16 protein-coding genes are annotated in these 25093 nt (G+C 32.3%); 14 read left to right on the top strand and 2 right to left on the bottom strand.

Annotated elements, in window-relative coordinates; translation table 11 throughout:
• Positions 1-112 precede the first annotated feature (112 nt).
• The 6 genes from EQ921_RS02265 (at position 113) to EQ921_RS02240 (ending at position 5159) form a co-directional block, all read left to right on the top strand.
• The gene (locus EQ921_RS02265; protein WP_128330402.1) at positions 113-1090 is read left to right on the top strand and encodes a hypothetical protein; all 978 of its coding nucleotides are present in this window, start codon (positions 113-115) and stop codon (positions 1088-1090) included.
• A gap of 10 nt (positions 1091-1100) precedes the next feature.
• A complete protein-coding gene (locus tag EQ921_RS02260; protein WP_128330401.1) occupies positions 1101-2000 on the top strand; it encodes a hypothetical protein in 900 nt (299 codons plus the stop codon).
• 11 nt (positions 2001-2011) lie between these two features.
• Complete coding sequence (locus tag EQ921_RS02255; RefSeq protein WP_128330400.1) at positions 2012-3157, top strand: hypothetical protein; 1146 nt, start codon at positions 2012-2014, stop codon at positions 3155-3157.
• 83 nt (positions 3158-3240) lie between these two features.
• A complete protein-coding gene (locus tag EQ921_RS02250) occupies positions 3241-3675 on the top strand; it encodes a transposase (protein WP_128330399.1) in 435 nt (144 codons plus the stop codon).
• Positions 3676-3696: 21 nt separating this feature from the next.
• Positions 3697-4017, top strand: a complete 321-nt coding sequence (locus EQ921_RS02245; protein WP_128330398.1) for a helix-turn-helix domain-containing protein — start codon at positions 3697-3699, stop codon at positions 4015-4017.
• Positions 4018-4232: 215 nt separating this feature from the next.
• Positions 4233-5159: an AraC family transcriptional regulator gene (locus EQ921_RS02240; protein ID WP_128330397.1), complete on the top strand. Its 927-nt coding sequence runs from the start codon at positions 4233-4235 to the stop codon at positions 5157-5159.
• A 48-nt stretch (positions 5160-5207) separates the two neighbouring features.
• Here EQ921_RS02240 and EQ921_RS02235 read toward each other — a convergent pair whose 3' ends face one another.
• Together EQ921_RS02235 and EQ921_RS02230 are read right to left on the bottom strand one after the other, a co-directional pair.
• The gene (locus tag EQ921_RS02235) at positions 5208-6068 is read right to left on the bottom strand and encodes a DUF2911 domain-containing protein (protein WP_128330396.1); all 861 of its coding nucleotides are present in this window, start codon (positions 6066-6068) and stop codon (positions 5208-5210) included.
• Positions 6069-6086: 18 nt separating this feature from the next.
• Positions 6087-7760 carry a glutamine--tRNA ligase/YqeY domain fusion protein gene (locus EQ921_RS02230; protein ID WP_128330395.1) on the bottom strand — a complete coding sequence of 558 codons (1674 nt, stop codon included), beginning with the start codon at positions 7758-7760 and terminating at the stop codon, positions 6087-6089.
• Between the two features lie 187 nt (positions 7761-7947).
• On the opposite strand from EQ921_RS02230, the gene EQ921_RS02225 reads away from it, so the two are divergent.
• The 8 genes from EQ921_RS02225 to EQ921_RS02190 all read left to right on the top strand — a co-directional run bounded on the left by EQ921_RS02225 (position 7948) and on the right by EQ921_RS02190 (position 25083).
• Entirely contained in the window at positions 7948-9507 is a 1560-nt protein-coding gene (locus tag EQ921_RS02225) for a sensor histidine kinase KdpD (protein WP_128150779.1), read from the top strand.
• 4 nt (positions 9508-9511) lie between these two features.
• Positions 9512-10216 (top strand): response regulator transcription factor, encoded by a 705-nt coding sequence (locus EQ921_RS02220; protein WP_128150777.1) that lies wholly within the window; start codon positions 9512-9514, stop codon positions 10214-10216.
• 40 nt (positions 10217-10256) lie between these two features.
• Positions 10257-10961 carry a response regulator transcription factor gene (locus EQ921_RS02215; RefSeq protein ID WP_370449484.1) on the top strand — a complete coding sequence of 235 codons (705 nt, stop codon included), beginning with the start codon at positions 10257-10259 and terminating at the stop codon, positions 10959-10961.
• Between the two features lie 65 nt (positions 10962-11026).
• Positions 11027-12394 (top strand): MATE family efflux transporter, encoded by a 1368-nt coding sequence (locus EQ921_RS02210; protein WP_128330394.1) that lies wholly within the window; start codon positions 11027-11029, stop codon positions 12392-12394.
• Positions 12395-12566: 172 nt separating this feature from the next.
• Positions 12567-19712: a type I polyketide synthase gene (locus tag EQ921_RS02205; RefSeq protein WP_128330393.1), complete on the top strand. Its 7146-nt coding sequence runs from the start codon at positions 12567-12569 to the stop codon at positions 19710-19712.
• Between the two features lie 10 nt (positions 19713-19722).
• On the top strand, positions 19723-24048 hold the full coding sequence (locus EQ921_RS02200) for a type I polyketide synthase (protein WP_128330392.1): 4326 nt from the start codon (positions 19723-19725) through the stop codon (positions 24046-24048).
• Positions 24036-24332, top strand: coding sequence for an acyl carrier protein (locus tag EQ921_RS02195; protein ID WP_128150769.1), 297 nt, complete (start codon positions 24036-24038; stop codon positions 24330-24332). The genes EQ921_RS02200 and EQ921_RS02195 overlap by 13 nt, the downstream gene beginning before the upstream one ends.
• Positions 24319-25083, top strand: a complete 765-nt coding sequence (locus EQ921_RS02190) for an alpha/beta fold hydrolase (RefSeq protein ID WP_128330391.1) — start codon at positions 24319-24321, stop codon at positions 25081-25083. Before EQ921_RS02195 ends, EQ921_RS02190 begins: the two co-directional genes overlap by 14 nt.
• Positions 25084-25093: the final 10 nt, after the last annotated feature.

Genomic DNA, 25093 nt, shown 5'->3' with positions numbered 1-25093 from the left:
AATAAAATTTATTTCAGGAAGCATATAAAAACCAACTCCTTATATCAATTGTTCATAAAGGTTTTATAGCTCCTATTATAATAAATTGTATAACTTATAAAGATTAACTATTATGAAAAAAATCGTATCATCGGCAATATTTTGCTGTATGTTCCTGATTTGCTATTCTCAAGTAGGGTTAGGAACTGAAAGTCCCGACAGTAACTCTGTTTTAACTATAGAGGGAAATAAGGATGAAAGTAATAATCCGTCAGAAGATTTTGTAATGAGATTTACTGGAATAAAAGTAACTCAATACGATGCAACTAAACAACATTATTTATTAGGATTAGATGAGATCCAACAATCCGGAACCTTTCCATTAACTGTTTTTAATTCGGTAACAAATCACTATGCAATTCCTCCTTGCACCAATTGTGTATCTGTTCCCCATTTTGGATGGCAAAATGCAAATGCTTCTTTAGGTGCTACTCCAAGTTATTATGGAGTTAACACACATGGCTTACTTGGATGGACATGGCCTAATAGTGCCAGCCAGGCAAATTCATCTCCCTCTTTTGGAGCATCCTACACTTATCAGTCCGGGTTTACTTATCCAAATGCTACTTTGTACTATATGAGAGGGCAAGGATCTAATACAACATGGAATGATTTTTTTTCAGAAACATTTACCCTCAAAACAACTACAGACGTTTTTATAACATTTAATCTGGCTAATAACGTATATGCAACGAATCCTGGAGTTATGGATGTAATACGAAATGCTCCCTGCACAAAATATGCAGCTGTTTTAGCTGATAATTTAGGGAATCTTTACAATAAAAACGGAGAGGTTATTACAGGTGGTAATACTGTTCCTCATACGGGAATTATGGCACAATTTACACGATTAGCTTCTATGACCTCCGGAAGCGGATTTTCAACTGGAGTTGTTAAAAATGTACCTCCCGGAACTTACCGAGTATTACTTTTATATGGTAACGGATGTACTAATGAAACTTATTTAGGTTCTACAAACATCAATACTAATTATGATGAACATGGCTACAGCTATAACATTAGTGTTTATTATGACGACTTTTCCAAATAAATGATCAATGATGAAAAAGAATATTTTTACAACATTACTTTTAGCTACTGTATTTGCAAATGGGCAGCTAGGAGTTAATCAAACAGATGCTACATATAAGCTAGAAATTACTGCAACAAGGGATGGCGAAGTTTTAATTCTGAACGGATTAAATACAGATATAACTAAAAGTGCAGGAAAACAACTTTGGTTTAGACCTGATACACCCATAACAGAAACTACTGAAAAAGTTAATGGTACCGTATTTCTAGGACCAACTTTAAGCAAAAGGTCTACGGCTACTTACTCATTTTATGCAGATGGAATAAATTCCGGAGACACTACTTATCAGGGAGCTCAAAGTACTAAAGGAATTTCATTTACCTCACCTACAGCTGATTATCAGGAATTTCCAAACGATTTAAATGGTAATAATACAGCAAGCATAGCCTTCAGATCAGCTGAAGAAGCTATTTCCCCATTTGTATTCTCAATTCAGGTTTCTGATATTCCCGTAGCTACTGGGGAAAAAGATGGTAGATATAGAATGGGTAATGATTCTTATATTATAATTCAGAATTATATGTATGTTCAGTATGAACTTTTTATTGTAGATCCTGATGGAGAAGAGCTAAGCGTATCTAATTATTACAATAAATATGGAGTTGCCAACCAAAAAAATATAAAAGCTTACACTAAAGCTTTTAAAGGGAATAATATAATCGTTGACCTATGTGGAGCTGTAACTATACTAAAATCTGGAAACTACATATTTAAACTAAAATACAAATTGATGCCGGATGCTCCATCTTTCATGGATGGCGTTACTTATGGGAGTAATGGATTTCCTACTACAGTTTTAAATACCCCTTTATCCTGGACCCCTAATTATTTAGTTATGGCCTCCAATAATTGGGTAAAGTATAATTAATTTAAAAAGACATGAAAAAATATATACTATTACTAATATGCAATGTTGTAACTTCTACAATATTATGCAATTCAGCTTTATCGCAAGTTTTAATTTCGACTGATCCTAGTATTGTAACGCCCAGTGGTAAGGCTTCTTTAGAACTAACTCCGACTAGTGGAACATTACCCTATACTATTAGAGATTTTAAACGGTTGGAAGTACTTGCAGGGGACCAACCCATTGAGTTTAACAATGACACAAAAACGATAAGTATTTTAAATGCTGCCGGCCAAAAATATGAAAGTAAATATTTTACTTCTTCAACTACTGTAGACAGTTATACAGAGCTAGGTACAAATACAAAATCATTAAATACTCCCTTTATGCCTTATGGAGGAGGTTCAAATAGCACATATACTACAACTTATGGCGGATGTGTACAAATGAATGCTATATTGATACCTAACGATACAAGTTGTAAAGAACAAACAGATGGTAGCGATTATACTACTCCTGGTTACCAGAAGGCAAAACTGGGTACTGATAGTGATATCATAAAAATTACTACTAATTTCCCTCAAAAACTATTTACTTTTATATTTATAAATGGTACGGTATATCCTAATATTGAATCGATTGCAACAGGTGCTGCTGGAACTGCCGGTCAATATACTAATGTAATCCGTGATTATCTTTCTTCAATTTCATACCCTGATGGAAATACAAAAGAATATTGGCTGAGTGGTTCTGTAAACGGAACCTGGACCGGATATTCGCAAACTATTTATGACAATCAAGGTTCTTATGCTAATGGTTATATTGAAGATCACGGACCAACAGTACTATCGGAAATTGTTTACTCGTATGATGACGGAACTACTTGGTATCATGGAGGTATTATGCAGAATTCGGAATTTACTAAAGGTGCACCGATTAATATAACACTTGCAGGCGCAATAGACATTCCTCAATCTGTATTTCCAAATTATCCAGATTCTTTAACGGATGTAACTATTACATTAAAAGTAATACACCATGCAAGAACTCGGGGGCATTCAGGGACTACAGGGCAAGTGTACGGAGGACCTATATCTGGGAGAGTTGTATTAAATGATGCCTATACATTTAGAGTAAACTCTGTAAACACTCTAGTTGAATATAAAGTTGCTCATTAAATTGAGTACTTAATTTTAATATTAAAATGTTATTATAAATGAAGATTGACAATCTTCATTTATAATAACACTTAAAAAAACTAATGAATTTAGATTACAAAAATATAAATATTGGCAAATTAATCAAATCCAGAGTAGATGAACTTCAATTACCTGAATTAAGAATTTGTACATACTTTGGATGTGAGGAAGCGAAAATACATGAGTATTATAACTCAACCAGCATTGACACTAATATATTATTAAAATGGTGTAAACTTTTAGAATACGACTTTTTCAGAATATACACCCAACATATTATACTTTATGCCCCACTACTTAAAAATTTAGAAAATACCAATCTTTCATCTTCAAAACTTCCAAATTTTAGAAAAAATATCTACACAGATGAAATAAAAGATTTCATCTTAAGCCTTGTAAACGAAAAAAAATTATCTTGTAAACAGATCACTGATATGTATGGAATACCTAAGACTACTATCCACAGATGGATAAATAAACAATTTAGTGATCAATAACAAAAATAAAACTCTATTAAAATGACCAAACCTAATTATAAAAAAATTTTTATTGATATTATTAAAAAAAAGTGTCCTGAAAAATTAACAGATTCAACAGTTCTGAATAGACTGAACAACCTTAACACTTCTTTAGATATCATTGAATTTAATGAATATCTTTTCCCAGTTGCAAACGTAAAATCAATTAAATCAAATCAACGGTTGAAATCATTTGACGATAAAAGTATTATGAAAATCTTAATTTATCAAAAACAAAATGAATTAAGCAACTCAGAATTGGCAAACAAATTTAAATTAAGTAGAAATTCAATACAAAAATGGAAAAAAATTTTCAAATAATTAACAAAAGTAGTAATCTGTAATTTTTATACAGAATAACAAAAAAAACACAATATTTGAATACTAATTTAAGTGCACTAATAAGAAAATTAATAAAATATTAAAATAAAAACAATAATATTTATTCAATATTACAATTTTAATACAATCATTTTATATTTATATTTTTGCAGGAACCACATTAAAAAATTTAATAAGATTAAGAGAATAATTATATGTTAAAAAAATTTTCACAAAATTTTCTACTAACAATTATCTTTACATTATTTTCTGTATCTATATTGTACTATGTTTTAGATATCAAATTACTATTTATAATTTCTTTATTTGGTCTTGCGATAAATTTGATATGTTTTGCAATTATATTTCGATTAAATGAAAATTCAATAAAGCTTCTGATTGACTTATATGTATTAGTTATAACATCTTACTTGTTTTTACATGCATTGATTCTTCTATACAACGATGTTACTGATATTTTTTTATGGTATATGACTATACCCTTAGCTTTATCTGTTGTATTCTCTTATAAAAAGGCAGTTATATTAAGCATATGCATTCTAACGGTCACCTTTATTAGTGTAACTCTATTAAATTATTCTAAAATTGCCCAGCCCATTCTCCCTATTTTTACTTATAGTCAAAAAAATATAATTAAAGCATTTACTCTTATAGGGGCATTTAATTTAGTTCTTTTTTCAACCTATTATATCTGGATAAAACAGCAAATGCTATCGCCAAACAATTCAAGCAAAGAAGACACTAACAAAAAAAATACGAGTGAAGAACAAAGATATAAAAATATTTATACTGAAATTTTAATTTATCTGAAAGAGAAAGAGCCCTGGAAAAATCCAGATTTTAATATTTCCGAGTTAGCTACCTTATTAAATACAAATCCATCTTATGTTTCGAGAGCCATCAACATGGAATCTGATTATAATTTTAACACTCTGATAAATCTTTTCCGAATAAACTATATTAAAGAAGAACTGAACAGGAATACTAACAATAAATATACATTAATGTATATATACAGCTCGGCAGGATTCAAACATCAGTCAACTTTCAACAAAGCTTTTAAACAAATTGAAGGAATTACACCTACACAATATATTCAATTAATACAATATAATGAATAAAAAAAGGCAAGTAAAAACCTGCCTCTTTTTTATAAAAATAATTATTGTTTAAAGAATCTTTTTCCATTCTTTGATGGAATCTGTATTCATTTTTATATAGTCTTTATTCCCTTCTTTCTGAGCACCTTCCAAAGATTTTTCAGCAGATTCAATTGCTCCTTTAATATCTCCAAGCTTTGCCTGAATTTGAGATTTAACTCTAAAATACCAGTATGGAGAATCTCCTTGTTTTAAATCAATGGCTCTATTAATCCAGTTCAGTGCTTTTTTCATATCTCCATTCGATTGAAGAAAATAATTAGCTGAAGCATAATAAGCATTCGCATCAGCTTTAGGATTTGCTAAAATACCATTAATACTTTCATTGGCAATTTTTTGAGTTGGAACATCAAATCGTACATCTACTAATGTTTGATCCCAAACAAATTGAAGATGCCCTGAGTTATCTGAAAGATCGTTAATTCCTATAGTAAAGGTTTCAACTACCTGATTTATCTTTTTTACGGGAACGGTTGTTTTTAAAGCAACTTTACTTTCATTCCATTCTTTGGGAGTACCCCAATTTTCGGAATCTGAATAAAAAATCACCTCCCAAGTATCTTTATTAGGAATAGTATATAAAGCATACTTACCCTTTGGTAATGATTTACCGTCAATTTCTACATCATCCCCAAATTTAATAGTTGTATTTTCATTAGCACCTGTTCTCCAAACTTGACCATAAGGAACTAAAACTCCAAATATTTCCCTTCCTTTTTTGTTAGGCCTGGAATAAACAAATTCAATATCAGTAAGTCCGACCATTTGCTCTACTGAAGATTTTAAACTTGCTGCTGGTGTTCTTACTTCCTGCCCCTGACCAATTAATGACGAAGTCACAATTAATAAAGATAGCAATAACTTTCTCATTTTTTAATAATTTAATATCTATTTATTAATTTTTGCCCAAGTATCTTTTAATGTTACTGTTCGATTAAAAACCAATTGATTGTCTTTGGAATCATCATCTACAGCAAAATAACCCAATCTTTGAAACTGATATTTATCTCCAATTTTTGTGCCATACAAACTAGGTTCAGCAAATCCATGAACTATTTTAAGAGAATCCGGATTTAAAAATTCTAAAAACTCGTCATCTTTAGAGTCGGGAGATTCCACATTAAATAAACGATCATAGATTCTCACTTCAATGGGCAATCCATGTTTTACGGAAACCCAGTGCAACGTACCTTTAACCTTTCTCAAACTAGCCTCACTGCCACTTCCACTTTTACTATCTTCATCATAGGTACAATATATGGTTTGTATTTCTCCTTCTTCATTTTTTTCAACTTCTACCGCTTTTATTATATAAGCCCCCTTTAGCCTTACCTCACCTCCAAGTGTTAAACGAAAGAATTTTTTAGGAGCTTCTTCCATAAAATCTTCCCTTTCAATATAAATTTCACGCGTGAAAGGAATATCTCTAAATCCTGCATCAGAATCTTCCGGATTGTTTTCTACAGCTACCCATTCTTCTTTGTCTTCAGGGTAATTAGTTATTACAATCTTAACCGGATTTATTACAGCCATAACTCTTGGCGCAATTTTATTCAGATGATCACGTACCGTAAATTCTAATAAGGCTACATCTATTAAATTATCTCTTTTCGCAACTCCTACCCTCTCAAGAAAATCTATAATTGCCTCAGGAGTATATCCTCTTCGTCTCATACCTGAAATAGTAGGCATCCGGGGATCATCCCAACCGGAAACATAATTACCTTCTACCAGTTTTAACAATTTTCTCTTACTTGTAATGGTATAATTAACATTTAAACGTGCAAATTCTCTTTGCTTTGTTTTAACATTCTGAGTATAAACCTGCTCTAAAAACCACTCATATAAAGGACGATGATTTTCAAATTCGAGAGAACATAGTGAATGAGAAACCTGCTCAAGATAATCAGATTCACCATGAGTCCAATCATACATTGGATATATACCCCAAGCATCTCCGGTTCTTTGATGATGTTTTTTCAAAATACGATACATGACAGGATCACGCATATTCATATTAGGAGAGGTCATATCTATTTTAGCTCTCAGAACATGTGTTCCCTCATTAAATTCACCATTTTTCATTTTCTCGAATAAATCTAGATTCTCTTCTACACTTCTATTTCGAAAAGGACTTTCAACACCATCTTCAGAAGGAGTTTTTCTTTGCTTGTTGATCTCTTCAGACGTTTGATCATCTACATATGCTTTACCTTCTTTTATTAAGTTCACAGCCCAATCATACAATTGCTGAAAATAATCAGAAGCATAACATTCTCTATCCCAACTATAACCTAACCACTGTATATCTTTTTTTATAGCATCTACATATTCTTGATCTTCTTTTGCTGGATTAGTATCATCAAACCTCAGATTAACCGGCGCCTCATAGCGTTGTCCTAGACCAAAATTAATCCATATAGCTTTAGTATGCCCTATATGTAAATAACCATTTGGTTCAGGTGGAAATCGAAATCTTAATTTACTTACCGGAAAACCTTCTGCTAAATCATCTTCAATAATCTGCTCTAAAAAATTTAATGTTTTTTTCTCTTCTTGCATGGTAAAAATAATTGGAAAGCAAATTTACGTTATTTTAACAGATACTGACAACATAATTCTCAGCTAAATAAAATATTACAAACTATAAATAATAAATAGTTCAAGTAATAAAATATATTTTTAAAATGTCAGTTTAAATATAAAAAAAGTGTTTATTTTTCATTTTTAAAATGTTTACTTTTGTAATATGAAGGAACGATTTATCCCTATTTTATCGGGTTTAATGACAATATCTCTAATTGTTTTCGTTGGTTTACAGATTTTCTGGTTAAAACAATCTATTGATGCCGGGGAGCAGGATTTTTCATCTCGGGTATATAAAGCTCTAAATAGTTCAGCAGTAAAGATTAACACACTAGAAATCAATAAATTTTATAAACCCTTCAACAATTTCTACCAGGACATTAATAGTCAAAAAGACTCCAGCACCATTCAAACAGCCATGAGTGTAGTAGACTCACAGTCTGTAAAATATATAATTTATAAAAAAACCATTGTTAATAAAAAACCACTTGTAATACCTTTTTCAAAAAAAGACACTTTAAAAATCACTAACCTTCTTACTGATGAAGGTGTATTAAAGATAAAAAAGGACTCTAACAATCTGAACCTGAAACCGATTGAAGCTAATATAGAAAATAGTTTTGTCAGTCCTAAATTCACATTAGATGAATTTGCAAGACTAAGTATCAATCAAATGAGTTTGGAGTCCAGAGTAGATATTGGAACTATTGACTCAATCGTAAATATTGAATTAAAAAAACAAAACATAGATACAGAATTTAAATGTGGTGTTCTTAATAATAAATTAGCTCTCACTAAAATTCATAGCAAAGAATTTGTATTAAGTAAGCACCCTAAACATAATTACAATGCCGTGTTATTTTCAGATGGAAAAGACAACACTCAATATTATCTTTCTGTTTATTTTCCATCTAAACAATATTCAGTATTAAATCCAATTTTTGGAGCTATCGGTGTGACTATTACCTCCACCTTGGTAATTATAGCAATATATATTGCTTCGATTTACTACATGTCTCAGCAAAAAAAGATTTCTGAGATAAAGACTGACTTTATCAACAATATGTCACATGAATTTAAAACACCCATAGCTACTATTAATATAGCTACCGATGCTCTGGGCACAGAAAAAGTTCAGGAAGATCCTGAAAAAATGAAATTCTACACTTCTCTAATCAAACAGGAAAATACCCGGATGAAAAAACAGGTAGAGATGGTACTTAGAATGTCAAAATTGGAACGAAACTCGCTTGAGTTAGTCATTAAGGAAACCAATATGCGTGAAATTCTAAAAAACAGCGTCAAAACTGTAAGGGTTCAGGTAGAACAAAGAGGAGGTACTATTATTGAAAAATATGCAGCAGAAAGACATATTGCAAACGCTGATGGATTTCATTTAACGAATGTTTTTGTAAATATACTAGATAATGCAAATAAATATTCTCCTGAAAAACCAGAAATAACTGTAAAAACCTACAACGATAAAAATGATTATGTTGCTGAAATATCTGACAAAGGTAAAGGTATGAGTGAAAGTGTAATAAAACGTATTTTCGAAAAATTTTATCGTGAAGAAACCGGAAACATACATAATGTAAAAGGGCATGGCTTAGGCCTTGCCTATGTAAAAAATATTATAAAATTACATAAAGGTGGTATTAAAGTTGTTAGTAAACCTAACAAAGGCACGACCTTTATTATAAGAATTCCTTTAAACAAATAACACCATGGATAAAAAAGTAAAATTATTATTAGTTGAAGACGATCCCAGTTTCGGAGCTGTACTTAAAGATTATCTGTCTTTAAATGATTATGATGTTACCCTTGCTATAGATGGAGAAGACGGATTAGAAAAATTCAAAGCTGAAGAATTTGACCTCTGCCTATCTGATGTAATGATGCCTAAAAAAGACGGGTTTACTTTAGCGAAAGAAATTATTGATATTAATCCGGATGTACCCATCATTTTTCTAACTGCCAAAAACATGAGGGAAGATATCCTGACCGGATACAAATTGGGAGCTAATGATTATATAACTAAACCTTTCGATTCTGAAGTTTTACTTTACAAAATAAGTGCTGTACTACAGAGAAACTCTAACAGTTCAATAACTGAAGAAAAAGAAGAAAAAGAAATTTATGAAATTTCAAATTTTAAATTTAATACCAAACTCCGTCAACTTGAGGTTAATGGCAATATGTATAAATTATCTCCAAAAGAAAATGAACTATTAAAATTACTTTGCAAATATAAAAATGATTTAATGCCTAGAGAAGAAGCTTTGACTAAAATATGGCATAATGATAATTACTTCACGTCTAGAAGCATGGATGTGTATATTGCAAAAATAAGAAAATTACTAAAAGATGATGATAATGTTGAGATTGTAAATATTCATGGTGAAGGTTTCCGATTATTGGTTAAAGATTAATATTTTGTTATAATTATATTAATCCAACCACAAAAACCAAATGAGTATAAAAGCAAAACTACTGTTAGTTGAAGACGATCCCAGTTTTGGAGCTGTGCTTAAAGATTATCTTTCTTTAAACGATTATGATGTTACTCTTGCTGTAGATGGAGAAGACGGTTTAAAAAAATTTAAAGCCGAATCGTTCGATATCTGCCTTACTGATGTAATGATGCCCAAAAAAGACGGGTTTACATTAGCGAAAGAAATCATTGATATTAATCCGGATGTACCCATCATTTTTCTTACTGCCAAAAACATGAGGGGAGATATCCTGACCGGATATAAATTGGGTGCTAATGATTATATAACTAAGCCTTTCGACACTGAAGTTCTTATTTACAAAATTAACGCAGTCCTTCAAAGAATATCAAATATATCAATAAGCAAGGAAAAAGAAGAAAAAGAAATTTATGAAATTTCAAATTTTGTATTTAACACTAAACTCCGTCTACTTGAAGTGAAAGATAAAAAGTATAAATTATCTCCAAAAGAAAATGAATTATTAAAACTACTATGTCTGTACAAAAATGATCTAATGACAAGAGACGAAGCTTTGACTAAAATATGGCAGAATAATAATTATTTTACCTCAAGAAGCATGGATGTTTATATTGCATCTTTGCGAAAATATCTTAAAGAAGATCAAAATATTGAAATTGTCAATATTCATGGAGAAGGTTTTCGTATGTTAGTTAATTGCTGACCCTAATTATATTTTGTACTTTTGATGTTAAAATAGTAATAAAGGTCTAATCCTGCTAACTACATATGATACTTCCTGAAGCTAAAAAAATAACAGAATTAGAAACTAAAAATCCTAAAAATTTACTCTGGCAATACGCAATACCTGCAATTATCGGCACAGCGGTTATTGCACTATATAATATTATTGATAGTATTTATATCGGACATGGCCCAGATTTAGGAGATCATGCAATTGGGGGACTAGGTATCCTGTTACCAGTAATGAATCTTATCTCCGGATTAGGGATGCTGGTAGGCTCTGGAGCATCGGCAAGAGTATCCATTCTTTTGGGGCAAAAAGACATAGAGGGAGCCAGAAAAGTCATTGGCAACTCAATAACGCTAGCCGTATTACTTACAACTACCTTCATTATAACCACTTATATTTTTACTAATAAAATTTTATATGCCGTAGGAAGTACAGAAGAAACCTTTTTTTTTGCTAAAGAATTTCTAATATATTATCTTCCGGGTAATGTTTTTCTAACCGTAAACTTTGCGTTGAACAACATTATGAGAGCTTCAGGATATCCTAAAAAAGCTATGTATACAATGCTTATAGGAGTTTTTGCAAACATTTTGCTTGCACCTGTATTTATTTTTATACTGGATTGGGGTATGAAAGGAGCTGCTATAGCTACCAATTTATCAATAATGATAGGATTAAGCGTAGTATTGATCCATTTTCTAAATAAAAAAAATCCGTTATCTCTCAAATGGAATTATCTACGTTGGAATTCCAGAATTGTATGGTCTATAATTAACATAGGCTTCGCACCATTTTTTATGCTTTTAGCTGCATCTGTAGTCGTTTTTTTCATTAACAATCGTTTAAAAATCTTTGGTGGCAGCATTGCAATTGAATCATATACTCTTGCAAATCGATTAATCATGGTATTTATTATGATATTGGTAGGTCTTACACAAGGCATGCAACCTATAATCGGATATAATTACGGAGCAAAAAAAATGGACAGAGTGAAACAAACACTTAACTATACTATTAAAACAGGAATTTTAATAGGATCTGTCGGCTTATTAGTAGGAATAGTTTTACCTGACATAGTAATCAAACCATTCAATCCATCTGCCCAACTTGCTGAAGAAGCTACTACAGCTCTTAAAATAATGACTATCACACTTCCTCTAAGCGGACTGCAAATGGTTATATCAAACTTTTTCCAATGTATCGGAAAAGCATTATATTCATTCTTTTTAAGTATGACAAGACAATTTATCATACTTATCCCGGCTTTATTTATACTTCCTAAATTTTATGGAATTGATGGCATTTGGTATTCCATACCTTTATCAGATTTAGTGTCAACACTATTAGCTGTAATAATACTTTTTATCCAATTAAATCATCTAAAAAAACTAGAAATCAGATAAGTTTCACTTTATTTGTATTCAAGTTTTTTTTATTATATTTGCATCTTGATTAAGACAATAGAAATCATTTTTTTTATTTAATTAACCATATGCACTGATCTTTTAAGCATTTTAGATCATTATTTTACCATAAATTTGGTTTATTATTTACAATTTATATTCTTTAATAACTATGCAAAAAAACAAAGAATTATTCGTTCTTTCTCCTTTTGAGATGCCAGATGTTTACCTAGCTTTAGAAACTATTAAAGTAGGAGCAAACCCCATATTACATTTAGGAAGGGATAAAGAAATAGCGAGACAGAGCCTAAAAGATTTATCTGATAAAACAAAAAAATCGTTCGGCATATGTGTTACTTCGGAAATATCCGACTCATTGGAATTACCAGAAAATGTTAATAGAATATTTATCCCATTTAATTTATCTGCAACTTTCCCTACCTTAGAAAATGTTGAAACAATATACCAGGTTTTCTCACTTGACGAAGCTGAAGAGGCTATAAAAAAAGGTGTTAAATCAATTGTATTAAAAGGGAATGAAGGAGCTGGAAAAGTTGCTTATGAATCCTCATTTGTACTTTTACAAGGTATAAAAAAAATGTTTCCTCATACCAATACCAACATATACATACAAGGTGGAATGGGGGTACATACCTCTGCTGCTGCTTTAGCTATGGGGGCACAGGGTATAATTTATGACAGCCAGGTAGCATTATTCCCTGAGTGCAGACTTCCCAAAGAATTAAAAAATGTTTTGGGTAGACTTAGTGGTAGTGAAACAATACTAATAGACAGTTATAGAATATTAGTTAGAAAAAACTCACCTTCGTTACCTTTAAACCCAAAATACGAAGATATAGTTCCCTATCTGGGAGGAATAGATCTATCTGAAAACATCCTTCCTATGGGTCAAGATGTTGCTTTATCCGTTGATTTTATTGAGAAATATAAGACTCTGGACAACTTTATCTATGCTGTAAGAGAAGCTGCTTACGGGCATTTATTACAAGCAAAAAGCTTAAACATAATAGGAGAAAATAGTCCTTTGGCTCAAGAACTTGGAATTAAATTTCCAATAGCACAAGGACCTATGGCCAGAGTAAGCGACGTTCCAGAATTTGCTGATAAAGTCACAGATGCAGGAGCTCTTCCATTCATAGCATTGAGTCTAATGATAGGACAGGCAGCACAACAAGCTGTATCAAAAACAGCCGAATTGCTTAAAGATAAGCCTTGGGGAATTGGTATTTTAGGATTTGCACCTTCTCAGTTAAGGGAAGAGCAAATGAAATATATTTTAGAAAACAAGCCTCCTGTATTAATTATTGCCGGAGGAAGACCTACATTGGCAAAACCATATGAAAAAGAAGGAATAAAAGTATTTTTACATGTACCTTCTGTAACCCTGCTTGACATGTTTATGAAAGAAGGATCCCGTAACTTTATCTTTGAAGGTCGGGAAAGTGGAGGACATGTAGGTCCGCTTTCAAGTATGGTATTATGGGAAAAACAAATATTCAGGTTAATTAAAGATGAAAATCCATCAACCCTGAATGTATTTTTTGCAGGAGGAATTCACGACGCCTTTTCTTCCGCATTTATATCCATAATGTCAGCCTCTTTAGCTGCTAAAGGAGCTAAAATAGGAGTCTTAATGGGTTCCTCTTATCTATTTACAAAGGAAGCAGTTGAAACCGGAGCAATATTAAAAAGCTATCAGGAGCAATCTGTCAATCATTCAAAAACAATATTATTAGAAGCAGCTCCAGGTCAGGAAACCCGAGCATTGCCTACCCCTTTTACCGAACATTTTACACAAGTTAAAGAGCAGCTTTTTGCTGAAGGACTGGATTCAAAAGAAGTCTGGTTAAAACTGGAAGAAATGAACTTAGGGCGTCAAAGAATTGCTGCAAAAGGAATTGAAAGACAAGGTAGTAATCTGGTTAGCTTAAATGACGAAGATCAGGTAGAGAAAGGTGTGTTCATGATTGGACAAATTTCCTCACTACGAGATAAAGTTGTTACTCTTGATGACTTACACTCAAATGTTGCTATTGATAACAATGCCTTAATTTCAAAACTAGATAAAATCGAAGAGCCTTTACGAGAGAATGAACCTGTAAAATTAGCTATCGTAGGGATGGCTGGAATATTCCCTCAGGCTAAAACATTAGAAGAATACTGGAAAAATATATTATTATCAAAAAATTGTGTAACTGAAGTACCTGATAGCAGATGGAATAAAGAGCTTTTCTATAATCCGGACACAAGAGATACAGACTTTGTATCCTCCAAGTGGGGAGGATTTATTCCAACAATTGATTTTGATCCGTTGGAATTTGGAATTCCGCCTCAATCATTAGCATCCATTGAACCTGTACAATTATTGAGCCTTCTTGTTGCTAAAAGAGCATTGGAAGATGCAGGATATGATATGGCTACATTTGATGGAGAAAACACCTCTGTAATTATTGGTGCTGAAGGAGCTACCGAATTAGCTGCCAGCTATGGATTCAGAGGGTATGCAAAACAAGTGTTTGGAGAACTACCGGAAGAGTTAAAAAATGTACTTCCTAAGTTAAATGAAGATTCATTTCCCGGAGTTTTATCTAACGTAGTAGCCGGTAGAATAACTAACAGACTGAATTTAGGAGGAAGTAACTTTACCGTAGATGCTGCTTGTGCGTCGTCACTTGCAGCTATGGATATAGCTTACCAGGAATTACAAAATAAACGCTCTGACATTGTTGTATTAGGAGGAGCTGATTTACATAACGGACTTAACGATTACCTGATGTTTTCTGCAACCTATGCACTATCAAAAAAAGGACGCTGTGCCTCATTTGATTCAGATGCTGATGGTATTGCTCTTGGAGAAAGTGTTTCAATGATTATTTTAAAAAGACTTGAAGACGCTGAAAGGGACGGAGATAGAATTTACGCTGTAATACGTGGAACCGGAGGAAGTAGTGACGGAAAAAATTTAGGAATGACTGCTCCAAACAAAAAGGGGCAAATGAAAGCTTTACAAAGAGCATACAAAAATGCAGGAGTATTACCTTCTGAGGTTGAACTTATTGAAGCGCATGGAACCGGTACGGTAGTTGGAGACAAAACTGAGCTAAGTGCTTTGACAGATATGTTTTTAGAATCTGGAGCAACAACAGGACAAACACATTTAGGTTCTGTCAAGACTCAAATTGGTCATACCAAATGTGCCGCAGGACTTGCAGGAGTTATTAAAGCTGCATTATCTATGTATTATGGAGTACAACCACCAACCATAAACTTATCAAATCCAAATTCATTCTATAATAAAGAAACAAGTCCTTTTATCTTTAATACGAATGCAGGAATTTGGGGAAGTGAAAGAAGAATTTCCGGTGTTAGTGCCTTTGGATTCGGTGGAACAAATTTCCACGTTGTCATGGAAAATTATCAATCTGAAGTTAAGCAAACCAGCGCATTAACTTTATGGCCTTCGGAATTATTCATTTTCAGAGGAGATACTTTAGAAGAAGCTAAAGAATTAGCTAAAAAAGTACAAACTCTAATCTCTGTAAACGATTCACTTACTCTCAGAGATATTGCCTATAGCCTCGCTTTTTATAATCAGAAAGAAATTCAGATTACACTTGTTGCTAAAAGTATAAAAAAATTAAAAAACAAGCTGGAATCTATAATTAATGATATAAATGAATCTGATATTTACCTGCGTAATCCAAAAGAAGGTAAAGTAGCATTTTTGTTTTCAGGACAAGGAAGCCAGAGAATTAATATGGCTAGGGATCTTTTAGTAGCATTTCCTTCTATGAGAAAACTACTTCTTCAACATCCTGAATATGATAAAATTCTTTATCCTAATACAGTCTTTGATGAGGAAAGTAAAAAAATTCAACAAAAAACTATTACTCAGACTCAGAATGCTCAGCCTGCCCTTGGAATTGTAGACTTGGCCATAGCAGACTTTTTACGTTCCTTAGGGATTGAACCTGATATGGTGGCTGGTCATAGCTATGGAGAACTACCGGCATTATGCTTTAGTGGTGCCTTTGACTCTGAAAATCTAGTTTCTCTAAGTCGAAAAAGAGCAGAATCTATTCTAAATGCCATTGGAAACGACAAAGGAAAAATGATCGCTGTAGGGATTTCACAACAGGAATTAGAGCAACTTCTTGCTGGTAAAAACGACATTTGGCCTGTTAATTTTAACTCGCCTAAACAAACTATACTTGCAGGTACTACCTTTGCAATGAATTCATTAATGAAAGAAATGGGGCAACAAAACATTTCTTATAAAGAATTAAGTGTAGACTGTGCCTTTCATAGCCCTCTTTTAGAAAAATCAAAAGATTTATTTGCTAAAGAACTTGAAAAAGTGAGCTTTAAATCTCCTTCTATTCCTGTTTGGTCTAATACTACCGCAGATTTATATCCAACTCAGGGTAATGAAATAAAAACCAGACTTTCCGAGCATCTTATAAAACCTGTTTTATTTAATGAAGAAATTCAAAAAATGTATACAGATGGGGCTCGTATATTTATCGAAACCGGACCAGGGAAAGTATTGATAAACTTAGCTCAGTCTTCTATTAAAGAAAAAGACTCAATCAGCATTATTCAAACTGAGGAAAAAGGTAAAGAGGGTATTAATTATATTCTTAACGCCCTTGCTAAATATATTGCTACCGGAAGAAATATAAATATCGAAAAATTGTTTGATAATCGGAATGCTAAAGTTTTAGACTTGGATCAACCCGAAATATATAAGAAAAAACCTACAATCTGGTTTATCAATGGTCATAATGCTGTACCTTCTGTGGGACCAATGCCTGCTAATGGAGCTTTACCAATTACAGAACCTGTTAGTTTAAATAATTTTTCTATAAACGGAGCTGGATCTAACCTCATGACTGAATCTGACCATATCATGCTTGAATATCTTGGGAATATGAAAACCATGATACAAAATCAACGTGATGTAATGTTGGGTTATTTGGGTCATACACCATCAATATCACAGTCTCCATCTCAACAAGTAATCAGTGTAAACACTACAAATAAAATATCACCAGCGAAAATTGAAGATGCCAAAACACCAATGGCTGTTTCAACTGCTTCCGTACAACAACCTTCTGCTGCAACACTATCACTGGAGGAAATAAAGTCAGCTCTTTTAGATACTGTTAGTGAAAAAACAGGCTACCCAATTGATATGCTAGGACTTGAAATGGATTTGGAAGCAGATTTAAGTATCGACTCTATTAAAAGAATGGAGATTATTGGTGCATTACGTGAAAAACTAAATTTAAAAGGTGATTTCGAAGAATCTGAAGATGCTATCGAGAAAATGGCTTCAATTAAAACCTTAAACGGTGTTATCGGATGGGTTGAAGAATTAGTTCAATCAGAACTTCCGGCAACTTTATCTTCCACAGAAGCTAATCTGCAAACTATAAAAACTGAAACTGTAGCAGCATCTCCGGCAATATCTGCGGAACATATAAAAAACACATTACTGGAAACAGTTAGTGAGAAAACAGGGTATCCGACAGATATGCTAGGTCTTGATTTAGACCTTGAAGCAGACCTAAGTATAGATTCAATCAAAAGAATGGAGATCATTGGCTCTTTACGTGAAAAACTTAACATGGAAGGAGATTTCGAGGAATCTGAAGATGCTATTGAAAAAATGGCTTCTATTAAAACCTTGAACGGAGTTATCGGATGGATTGAGGATATCATCAACGGTAATCCGGAAGAAGCAGGGAAAGCCCTTTCTACTAGTAATAATACTAAAGAAACTACGCCTGTATCCTTTGATGCCAATTCAATTTTGGAACTTGAGCAAAATCTGGTAAGTCAGTCTGAGGAAGATAAACCTCTTTTAAGAACTCGGTTCGAACTTGAAAAATGGGATTTTCAATCTGAAGAAAAATTATCAATAAAAGATAAAAATATAGCTATAACCGATGATGGAGGAGAATTTGCTACTATCATTCAAAAAGCTATTGAAAAACAAGGAGGAATTGCTTCAATAATAAGCAAAGATGAAAATGATTTAACCTCTTACGATGGACTTATTGTACTAGATATTTCTCAATCTCCTTTACATTATTCAACTCAAGAAGTTTTTTCATTAATCAAGAAAAGCAATCTCGAAAAAATTCAATGGATTTTTAGCTATAGTGATGTAATTGGAAGCCTTCAAAATACCGAAAACATTTCTGAGTTAAAGAAAATTGAAGGTTATCCGGGACTGATAAAAAGTATTGCAAGAGAATTTTCCGCAATTAATTGCAGAGCTATTATATCCCATACACTACTAAATGCAGAAGAAGTTTCACAAATAATTTTAGACGAATTAATATCAACTGATATTTCTGCTGAAGTTGTATACAAAGATTCTCAGCGACTACGTTTAAATCTTGTTCCTGAAAGCTTATCAGTAAACGGAAAATCAAACATCTCATTAGACAAGGATTCGGTAGTTGTTGTTTTTGGAGGTGCCCAAGGTATTACTTCAGAATTAACCGCACAATTAGCAGATGAATATCCTTGTCATTACATTCTTGTAGGACGTTCTCCAGTACCGTCAGATGAAAATAAAAAGTATTCATTTTTAAAAGATAAAAATGAAATACGTAAGCATCTTATATCAGAAGAGAAAATGACTGTTCCTGCTGAAATTGAGAAAAAAGCACAACAAATTGAAAAAGAAAACCAAATAGCAGCTACGATTTCGAATATTGAAAAATCCGGCTCAAAAGTAACATATGTCTCTTTAGATGTAACGGATGAAAATAATCTGCGGAATTTCATTCGTGGCACATACGAAAAATATGGAAAGATTGATGGTATCATACATGCAGCAGGACTTTTAGTAGATAAACTTTTGGTTCATAAAACAGCGGATGCTTTTAATAAAGTATATTCCACTAAAATTAATCCTTTACACGTAATTCTAGACGAACTTAGACCAGATATTAAATTTATTGTACTCTTTAGCAGTATAGCTTCAGTCTATGGAAACAGAGGACAATCGGATTATGCAGCAGCTAACAGTGTCTTTGACTTAACATCCTGGGTTATTAAAGATAAACTTAATGCTCGTATACTTACAGTAAACTGGGGTCCTTGGAAAGGAGCCGGAATGGTTTCCTCTGCCCTTGAAAATGAATTCAACAAAAGAGGAGTCGCTCTCATTCCATTAAAACAAGGAGGTCAGGAATTTATTAAAGAACTTAAATTCGGACACGATAATCAAGTATTAATAATGGGTGGTGGTGACGGAGTTAAACAATTTTTTGGAATCTGATTTTAAACCTATGAAAAACACCGATATAGCCATTGTTGGTATGTCATGCCTCTTTCCTGGAGCAGAAAATCTCGATACTTTCTGGGACAATGTCTTAAATGGCATTGATTCAAATACAGAAGTACCAGAAGATAGAATAGATCCGGAATACTTTAAATTTTCAACTAATAGTAAAGATGCTTTTTATTGTAAAAAAGGAGGTTTTATTCCCACACCATGTATAAACTTAGAAAAGTTAGGTATAACGGAATCTTACGCTAAGGAATTAGATCCAAGCTATCTATTAGCTTTACATTTAGTATACTCAGCGCTTGAAGATGCCCAGGTTTTCAAAAAAAATATTTCTTTAAATAAAAGTTCAATAATTATTGGTAAGAGTTCTTATCCTAATTATTCAGAAATAAACTCTATAAATGCCAACCATACGGCAGTCCAGTTAGTCGAAACTATAAAGAATATTCTTCCTGAAATAACAGAAGAAGAAATAAGTAAGATTAAAAATTCATTTAAAGAAGCAAATTCATTTGGTGAAAAACAAAACAATGTATCAAGTTTACCTTCGTTTATTGCTCAGTTCTTAAATATAAAAGGAGGAGCGTATACAGTAGATGCTTCTACAGTAAGTTCTTTATTAGCAGTAAAAAATTCTATCACAGAACTGCTCAATGATACAGTAGATATTTCCATTGCCGGAGGATTGCATTTTAGCCACACTCCCGATTTTTGGAAATCTCTTAATGAAAAATCTCTTTTTTCAAAGAATGAAAGAATGAGTCCGTTCAGCGAAAATGCTGATGGAATTTTACTTGGTGAAGGAGCTGGCTTTATTGTGTTAAAAAAATTAGATAAAGCGATAAGCGATAACGATCGAATTTATGCTGTCATAAAAGGATTAGGAATAGTCAATGAATATAATAATATATCAGAAGGACAGATAAGATCAATATCGGAAGCTCTGTTGAATTCATCATTACAACCAGAAGACATTTTTTATGTTGAAGCAAATGGAACCTCAATAAAATCAGAAGATTCTTTGGAATTAGAATCATTGAAAAATATATATTCCAATGATTCTCATACATTGCACATTGGCTCTGTAAAAGCTAACATAGGACATACCATGTCTGCCTCGGGGATGGCCGGAATCATAAAAACTGTATTATCTTTATATAACAGGCAAATTCCTCAGACTATTCATAGCGAAAATCCTATTGAATTATTAGCTGGAAAATATGTAGTTCCAGTTACTAAAACGATAGAATGGCAAAACGATACAATACCTCTAATAGCAGGTGTAAATGATTTTAATAACGAAGGCACTTATGCCCATCTGATTTTAAAATCACATGACAAGAATCCGAGCCAAAAGAAGTTAACATTCACAGAAGAAGTTATTGCTATCACAGCAAAAACTAAAGAAGAACTTATCTACGCCATTGATAACAGAAATTTTACTTTTTCAGATATAAATGGAGATTACAGACTAATTGTTTTCAATCCTACTCCTGAAAGATTAGAAAAAGCAAAAAAACTGATTGCTAAAGATAAACCTTGGAAAGGTAGACAAGATATATGGTTTTCCAATAAACCCTTATTAAAAGGAAATGGGAAAATAGCCTTTTTATTTCCCGGATTCGATCCTTCTTCCAACCCAGAGGTTCAGAGTATAGCAGAATATTTCGGATGTGAAATTCCTGAAGAAACAGCTCAGTCAAATCCGATACTTAATCAATCATTTAAACAATTCCATGCAGGAGAAATTATTGACAGTTCTCTAAAAACATTAGGAGTTATTCCAGATATGAATGCAGGTCATAGCTTAGGAGAGTGGTTTGCAGCTAAATCTAGCGGATTGATTTCCAATGATTCTGTTAAGAATTTACTTGCGTCCATGGATCCTGATAAGTACCAGGTAAGTAATGCTTACTTTATTGCTGCAGGTTGTGGAGTTGACAAACTGAATCCTTACATTGAAAAAATACCTGATTTATATGTCTCCAATGATAACTGTCCTAGCCAGATATTACTTTGCGGAACAGAACAAGCCAGAGACTCGATTTTAGATGTACTTAAATCCAAACAGATTTTTCATCAGGTTTTACCTTTCCAATCAGGATTTCATTCTCCTTTTATAAAGGATAAATTATATTTATTAGATGAAGCCCTCGAGCATATAAAAATTGAACATAATCAAATTCCGGTTTGGTCGGCAACAACACTCGAACTTTATCCGGATAATTTTAAAGATTTTAAGGAATTAACTATAAAACATCTCTTACAAGCAGTTAGATTTAGAGAGCTTATTGAAAAAATGTATACGCAGGAAAATGCACGTATGTTTATACAAATAGGCAGCGGTAGTCTGATTGGATTTGTTGACGATATACTCAAAAACAAAGAATATTCTGCTATTTCGGCTTATGTATCTAACCGTACAACGCTTGAACAATTAAGAAGAATTCTTGCCCTATTATTTATTGAAGGAAAAAATGATTTAGATACTGAATTTCTCGGAATTAAAGAAACAACCAATGATCAGGATTCCAAATTTAAATTATCTTTAAACGTTCCTATACTAAAAGATTTTTCAGTAATTGATGAAATATCAAAAAAATATCATTCACAACCAACATCAATTAATGAATTATCTACTGACTTATTTATAGATTCCAGCCATCCGGTAGCAATGGCAATGAATGAGAATATCAGTGCTCTTTTAGATATGCAGTCAGAACTTAATCAACTTATAAAATCAAATGGCAACTTTTCCGTATCATACAAACAAAAAATTACATCCAACAACAGGAACATCCAACAAACTGACTTACATAATGAAGAAAATCATACTCAGTCAGTAGAATCAGTAAATAAAACTGGAAAATCGTTTGAAGAAAATTTGTATGTAGATATTAAAGAACATCCTTATTTAATTGATCATTCTCTATTTAAACAACCTTCACACTGGACTATTCTTGAAGATATAGGTCCGGTAATTCCTATGACAATGACATTTGAATTATTGATAGAGGCAGCTCATAAACAGGATATAAATAAGAAAGTTTTACGCTTAGGTCCTGTGAGTGTATTTCAGTGGATGAAAGTTTTCACTCCGTTCAGTCAAAAAATTGAAGGTACCTGGAAATCAGAAGAACAAATATCATTAAAAATAAAAAATTTCGCAACTGGTGAAGTCTTATTAGGCAATTCTTTCCCTACACCGGATCCGCACTACTTAAATGAAATTGAGTGGGAAGCTAATACCTTAATTCCTCCCACTAAAGAAACTATTTACAAAGAACATATGTTTCATGGTCCAGGATATCAGGGAATTATAGAAGTTACAAATATTAATGAAAAAGGTCTTCGTGGATTTATAAAAAAATCAACAGGAAAAGGATCACTTTTAGATAATATTGGCCAGCTTTACGGTTTATTCCTACAGTTAACCCTAGGCGATGAATCTTCTGTAAGTTTTCCAGTAAAAATTGAAGAAATTAATTTTTATCAGGATGTACAGGATCAGCAAGGCGTTTTCGAATGTATTTGTTTACCAACATCACTTACTGCCCAAATTGCAACCGCAGACATTATAATAAAAAGAGAAGGTAAAATATGGTGCATTATAAAGGGATGGAAAAATCAGATTTTTGAAGGATTTGATAAAAAATTATGGAACTTAACGATGAGCCCTTCAGAATATATTTTATCTGATAACATAGCTCCGGATATATATTTCTTCGACAATGCTTATAGTAAAGCCATAAACTGGGAATTCCTGATGAATATATATTTAAATCAGGAAGAAAAACGTCATTATGACTCTCTGATGCTAAATAAGAAAAAAGATTATCTGATCAGTCGTATTTCATTAAAAGATAGTGTAAGGAAGTTTATTGAAAACCATTCCGGCAAGAAGTATTATCCAATTGAATTTAATGTTCAATACGATCCGAATAGAAAACCGTCAATTCACGGAGTTCCAGAGACAAAAAATATGGAAATATCCATTGCTCACAAAGGCAGCAATTCTGTGACCATTAGTTCTTATAAGCCAGTAGGCATTGATATAGAAACAATTGAAAACAGGGATAAAGGTTTTATGGATCTGGCTTTTACAAGTCAAGAAATGAAACTGCTTGAAGGTAAAGATTTAGCTGAATGGACTACCCGGTTCTGGACCGCAAAAGAAGCATATGGAAAAATGCTCGGACTAGGTCTTAAAGGGAATCCGAAACAATATGAAGTTGAATCAATAAATGGAGAAATATTAACAATAAAAAATACAACAATCAACACAATTAAATATAACAATTTTATAATAGGATGGACTCTTTAAATATACAACAACAAGAAGAACAGGTATTCGAAAAATTAAAACAATTTATAACTGAAGTACTTGGAGAAGATATTGCTGATGAACTGGATATAACACCTGAGAGCATTTTTACTAAAGACCTGGAAATGGATAGCATTGAAATCGTTGCTTTAGCTGAAAAAGTGAAACAAGAATATGGCGACAGAATGGATTTTAATGAATGGTTATCCGGCATGGACATGGAACAGCTGATTAATTTATCTATAGGTGATATTGTAAATCTTATTGTAAATGCCCATAGTTGAAATAAATAATAAAAAAGTTCATATTCTGGAGCTCAATAAGGAAGCTTCTGAAACTATCGTTATGATTCACGGTATGTTTACAAACTCTTCTTTATTTTATTTCAATATAGCTCCTGAGCTTGCTAAAAAATATCATGTACTTCTTTATGACCTGAGAAGTCATGGACTTAGTGAAAAAATAGATCAGGGTTTTGACTTAAAGTCATTATCCTCAGATTTAATTCATCTTCTAAACTTCTATAATCTTTCTCAAGTAGATTTGGTAGGATATAGTTTTGGTGGTTTAATAACACTATATAGCGCCATCCATTACCCTGAAAGAATTAAAAAAATTGCTATAATTGAATCTCCAATTACAGACAAAGACGGAGATACAGAAAAAGTTATAGAAAAATACGGAAACGAGTTTTTAGAACATTATATGCAAAATTATAGTGTATCAACCAAAATTGTTCCTAATAAAAGACAACTCGAAAAAAATAAAAAATTATTTGATTATCTCATGCATGAAACATCTATGCCTGATGATTTAATCAAAGACAGATATTTTTCTTCAAAAGAGAATATGAACTCAGTAAATCAAGAGTCATTATTACTTTATGGTATGCAATCTGATTGCTTACCTGATGGAAAGATTCTTAAAAATTACATTCCAAATGTAACATTTTTTGAAGGAGAAGGAGATCATAATATACCTATTCAAAATCCAGAATGGATTAAAAAGAAATTAGCAGATTTCTTTAACGTTTAAGAATTTTAAA

The organism is Apibacter sp. HY039, assembly GCF_004023655.1.
In the GTDB taxonomy this organism is placed as follows: Bacteria; Bacteroidota; Bacteroidia; order Flavobacteriales; family Weeksellaceae; genus Apibacter; species Apibacter raozihei.
This window is presented reverse-complemented; position numbering and strand designations above follow the sequence as displayed.

Coding starts and splice junctions, on each gene's coding strand:
- EQ921_RS02265 (WP_128330402.1), top strand. CDS start 113: ATGAAAAAAATCGTATCATCGGCAATATTTTGCTGTATGTTCCTGATT.
- EQ921_RS02260 (WP_128330401.1), top strand. CDS start 1,101: ATGAAAAAGAATATTTTTACAACATTACTTTTAGCTACTGTATTTGCA.
- EQ921_RS02255 (WP_128330400.1), top strand. CDS start 2,012: ATGAAAAAATATATACTATTACTAATATGCAATGTTGTAACTTCTACA.
- EQ921_RS02250 (WP_128330399.1), top strand. CDS start 3,241: ATGAATTTAGATTACAAAAATATAAATATTGGCAAATTAATCAAATCC.
- EQ921_RS02245 (WP_128330398.1), top strand. CDS start 3,697: ATGACCAAACCTAATTATAAAAAAATTTTTATTGATATTATTAAAAAA.
- EQ921_RS02240 (WP_128330397.1), top strand. CDS start 4,233: ATGTTAAAAAAATTTTCACAAAATTTTCTACTAACAATTATCTTTACA.
- EQ921_RS02235 (WP_128330396.1), bottom strand. CDS start 6,068: ATGAGAAAGTTATTGCTATCTTTATTAATTGTGACTTCGTCATTAATT.
- EQ921_RS02230 (WP_128330395.1), bottom strand. CDS start 7,760: ATGCAAGAAGAGAAAAAAACATTAAATTTTTTAGAGCAGATTATTGAA.
- EQ921_RS02225 (WP_128150779.1), top strand. CDS start 7,948: ATGAAGGAACGATTTATCCCTATTTTATCGGGTTTAATGACAATATCT.
- EQ921_RS02220 (WP_128150777.1), top strand. CDS start 9,512: ATGGATAAAAAAGTAAAATTATTATTAGTTGAAGACGATCCCAGTTTC.
- EQ921_RS02215 (WP_370449484.1), top strand. CDS start 10,257: ATGAGTATAAAAGCAAAACTACTGTTAGTTGAAGACGATCCCAGTTTT.
- EQ921_RS02210 (WP_128330394.1), top strand. CDS start 11,027: ATGATACTTCCTGAAGCTAAAAAAATAACAGAATTAGAAACTAAAAAT.
- EQ921_RS02205 (WP_128330393.1), top strand. CDS start 12,567: ATGCAAAAAAACAAAGAATTATTCGTTCTTTCTCCTTTTGAGATGCCA.
- EQ921_RS02200 (WP_128330392.1), top strand. CDS start 19,723: ATGAAAAACACCGATATAGCCATTGTTGGTATGTCATGCCTCTTTCCT.
- EQ921_RS02195 (WP_128150769.1), top strand. CDS start 24,036: ATGGACTCTTTAAATATACAACAACAAGAAGAACAGGTATTCGAAAAA.
- EQ921_RS02190 (WP_128330391.1), top strand. CDS start 24,319: ATGCCCATAGTTGAAATAAATAATAAAAAAGTTCATATTCTGGAGCTC.